5 protein-coding genes and 1 pseudogene are annotated in these 3,185 nt (G+C 57.4%); 1 reads left to right on the forward strand and 5 read right to left on the reverse strand.

What is annotated here, in order from left to right; all coding sequences use genetic code 11:
• Positions 1 to 126: 126 nt before the first annotated feature.
• From HMPREF3048_RS11740 to HMPREF3048_RS03835, 5 genes and pseudogenes are all read right to left on the reverse strand, one after another.
• Positions 127 to 411: pseudogene (locus tag HMPREF3048_RS11740) on the reverse strand (transposase); the annotation flags it as partial.
• 644 nt (positions 412 to 1,055) lie between these two features.
• Positions 1,056 to 1,370: an NIPSNAP family protein gene (locus tag HMPREF3048_RS03820; protein WP_230208643.1), complete on the reverse strand. Its 315-nt coding sequence runs from the start codon at positions 1,368 to 1,370 to the stop codon at positions 1,056 to 1,058.
• 99 nt (positions 1,371 to 1,469) lie between these two features.
• Complete coding sequence (locus HMPREF3048_RS03825; protein ID WP_003849969.1) at positions 1,470 to 1,799, reverse strand: DMT family transporter; 330 nt, start codon at positions 1,797 to 1,799, stop codon at positions 1,470 to 1,472.
• Complete coding sequence (locus HMPREF3048_RS03830; protein WP_048733039.1) at positions 1,796 to 2,155, reverse strand: DMT family transporter; 360 nt, start codon at positions 2,153 to 2,155, stop codon at positions 1,796 to 1,798. The genes HMPREF3048_RS03825 and HMPREF3048_RS03830 overlap by 4 nt, the downstream gene beginning before the upstream one ends.
• Positions 2,152 to 2,697: a TetR/AcrR family transcriptional regulator gene (locus tag HMPREF3048_RS03835; protein ID WP_034666346.1), complete on the reverse strand. Its 546-nt coding sequence runs from the start codon at positions 2,695 to 2,697 to the stop codon at positions 2,152 to 2,154. The genes HMPREF3048_RS03830 and HMPREF3048_RS03835 overlap by 4 nt, the downstream gene beginning before the upstream one ends.
• 211 nt (positions 2,698 to 2,908) lie before the next feature.
• Here HMPREF3048_RS03835 and HMPREF3048_RS11745 point away from each other — a divergent pair.
• Positions 2,909 to 3,185 (forward strand): recombinase family protein (locus tag HMPREF3048_RS11745; RefSeq protein ID WP_246818838.1); only part of this gene is annotated, 277 nt, incomplete at its 3' end.

Consider the following 3,185-nt stretch of genomic DNA (forward strand, 5'->3'; position numbering starts at 1 on the left):
TCGAGGTGGAAACCGAATTTTGGAAGCAGAACCCACCCCAGGAAATAATAGAAATCAAGGCAAACGCCTAGGAACAAAACCCGGGGCACTTCACTCTGGGTACTTTAGTGCCCAGAGGCTTATCTACATGGCACGTTCGCTACGGGTTCGTCGTTCTAACAGCCAGTCAGACAAGAAGGAACCGTGGCGTAGTTTCGGGATAGCCACATCGACGGTGCTGACCCGTGTATCCAGTAGTCGGTGGCGATAGCCGTTGCGGTGGTTGACGCGGTTGTCGCTGGTGGTGCCGTAGTCAGCGCTGCCGACAGTATCGTCTTGGGAAGATAGAATTTGGTTGATGAAATCACCGAGCATCTGACGCGTCAGATCGGGTGATGCTTGAGTGAGTAGCTCTTCGAGGTATGCTTTTGGTTGCCAGTTGTGTCGGCACCGGGGGCTTAACTGTGAGAAGCGGGTCGAATAGCGGAGTTCTCCGCTAGGAGGTGTAAAAATTCCTCTGGGTCTTTAACCGTCAAGCGAATGGGTCTTCCGATATTGCGGTGTAGGAGGATATTTGCAGAACCGGCATGGAATGAAATAGTGCCATCCAGGAAGTGAACCCCAAACGTTTGGGATTCGAGTATGGGGCCCGAGGGAAGGATCTCCGCCCCCTTCAGAGATTCCAAACGAACGTTGCTAACTGGAATGCCAAGAACTGAAATCCGAAGGATTTCATCATTCAGCAACACCCCGACATTAAAGAAAATTGCCAGAGACACTAAAAGACCGCATGTGATAAAGGCGGTTTGATCTCTTCTGGTCAAGAAGTAGACACACAATAAGAGTACTGCGAAGATAAGTACGATCCGACTAAAATTATATCCAAATACTCTTGATCGATAACTTGAACCAGTCATGAATATCACTCAACTTCCTTCCAACTATCTTCATGGGTAGTAAGGCGAAAGTAGCTGCAGCTATGCCTTAAGGTCCTAATGTGTGTATAGCGTACACCCATCTGTACGCGCTGACCTGCGGCGTTGTGGGTTGTGCCGAGCGTGCTGCCGGAGTCTCTTTCAGTGTCCCTGGGGTAGGAGCGGCCGCATGAAGGTGCGCTCGTACCGCAGGACGCACCCGGACTCGTCTCGAATCCGGTCAGCGGCGATGAAGTCCGGGTGGGTGCCGAACAAGGTGCGGTACTGCTCGTAGGCAGCCAGGCTGGGGAAGCTGAACAGGGATTCCGCACGGTCACTCACACCTTCCGCGGGTAGGTAGTACCCGTGGTGGGTGCCGCCGTGTTCGTCGACATGCCGCATCCAAGCGCGGGCGAACTGTTCAAAGGCTGCGATCTGGTCGGGGTCGATGGTGTAGTGGACGACACAGGTGATCACATCCACAACGCTAGGCCCACAGGCGCTCATTGGGGAGCCTTTGTCTGTGCGCCTCGTGGTGCAGCACACCAATCTGCCTGGTTTACCTGCGGAAATGCGTCAGTTCGCCAAGTTGGCGCCGAGTTCAACGGTGAGAACTCCGACGGCGATGAGGAGGATGCCGAGGGCCATGGTTCGGGTGAGGGGTTCGTGGAAGATGACCCGGGCGAGGATCGCGGTGAGAGCTACGCCGGATGCTGCCCAGATGCCGTAGGCGACGCCAAGGGCCATGCCGTCGGCCAAGGCGAGACTTAAGGCGACGAACGCCACGAGATACCCCGCGATGACGCCGATGAACCATTTCTTCACCCGGCCACCGTCGGAGGCTCGTAGCGACATGGTCGCGACGACTTCGGACAAGATGGCGCCTGCGAGGAAGATCCATCTCATGAGTTGACTCCTGCTTCCTGGGCTGCGGTTTGCTGAGCTTTCTGGGAGCCGAGTTCGACGGTGAGGACACCGCTGATGATCGCAACCATTCCAAGACCCATCACAGCGGTCAGAGGTTCACCGAAAATCGCGGCGGATAGCACGGCGGCGAGCACGACCCCGCTGGCTCCCCAGATGCCATAGGCGACGCCGATCTGCATTCCTTCGCGCAGGCAGAAGGTGAGGAAGACGAAAGTGCCGATGTATCCGGCAGCAACCACGATGTACCAGGATGGGTGATTGAGCGCCGCCTTGAGAGACAGCGTCGCCGCCACTTCGGTAGTGATGGCGCCAGCGAGCAGGAACCACTGCTTCATGGGGTTGTTCCTTCGATCAGGGAGCGAATGCTGGAGACGACGGCTTCGAGATCCGCGCCGTGGAGGGTGGACACACCTGTGGCCTGGGCGCCCCAGAGTCCGTCGGCGGCGAGTCGGGCGGTGGTCAGCCTGGCTCGGGTGGCGGCGTCGAGATCGTCCGGGAGTTCGAGCCAGCGGCCCATCCGCGTAGTCCACGGTTCGGTGAGTTCGGGCCGATACGTCGCTTGGCCCCAGATGATGAACTCGGCGCGCTTGGCGGCCCCGTGGGCGGCGACGTGAACGTAGCTCAGGAGCCGCTCGGTGGCGTTGGCGTTCTCGAGGGGCTTGCCAAGGGTGGCAGTCATGTCGTTCTCGACGTTGGCCGCAGCGTGGTCGACGATCGCGGCGAGCAGTACGTCGCGGTTGCGGAAGTGATATAGCAATCCCGGTTTGGTGAGCCCGGCCTCGTGGGCCACTGCGTCAAGGGTAATGTCGCCACCCTCCGCTGCGTTCATGACGCGGAGGGCAGCTTCCAGGATCTCGGAGCGCTGACTGGTTCGCATATAGCTAACTTTACCATTTGGTAGGTGAAGCCTTCAACTGCGGGCGCTGGTAGGGGCACCTGGGGTACACCCCAAGCGAACAATTTGTGAATGAAAAAACTTCCTGTTCGCTAGGGTTAGTTCCAAGACTAACGGAACAGAACCGTCACTGCCTCTGGAGATCACTGAACAGTTGGGGGCGATCTCAGGACAAAAGGTGGGCTATGCCCGGGTGAGTTCGAAAGATCAGAACCTTGATCGTCAGATTGAACAACTCAAGGCAGAGAAGGTCTTCACCTATTACACGGATAAGGCCAGTGGTGGATCGCGTGAGCGCCCTGGACTTGATGAAGCAATGCGATATGTCCGTGCAGGAGATCAGCTTGTCGTCACGTCGATGGATCGGTGCGCGCGTTCACTGACGGATCTGTACGCCATTGTTGACGAGCTAGTCAGCAAAGGAGTGTCGGTGAAGGGTCAAGTCCCGTGTAGTGGTGTAGCGGTTTGTG

It is taken from the genome of Corynebacterium sp. HMSC075D04, assembly GCF_001815635.1.
Taxonomy (GTDB): Bacteria; Actinomycetota; Actinomycetes; order Mycobacteriales; family Mycobacteriaceae; genus Corynebacterium; species Corynebacterium coyleae.

Coding starts and splice junctions, on each gene's coding strand:
- HMPREF3048_RS03825 (WP_003849969.1), bottom strand. CDS start 1,799: ATGAGATGGATCTTCCTCGCAGGCGCCATCTTGTCCGAAGTCGTCGCG.
- HMPREF3048_RS03830 (WP_048733039.1), bottom strand. CDS start 2,155: ATGAAGCAGTGGTTCCTGCTCGCTGGCGCCATCACTACCGAAGTGGCG.
- HMPREF3048_RS03835 (WP_034666346.1), bottom strand. CDS start 2,697: ATGCGAACCAGTCAGCGCTCCGAGATCCTGGAAGCTGCCCTCCGCGTC.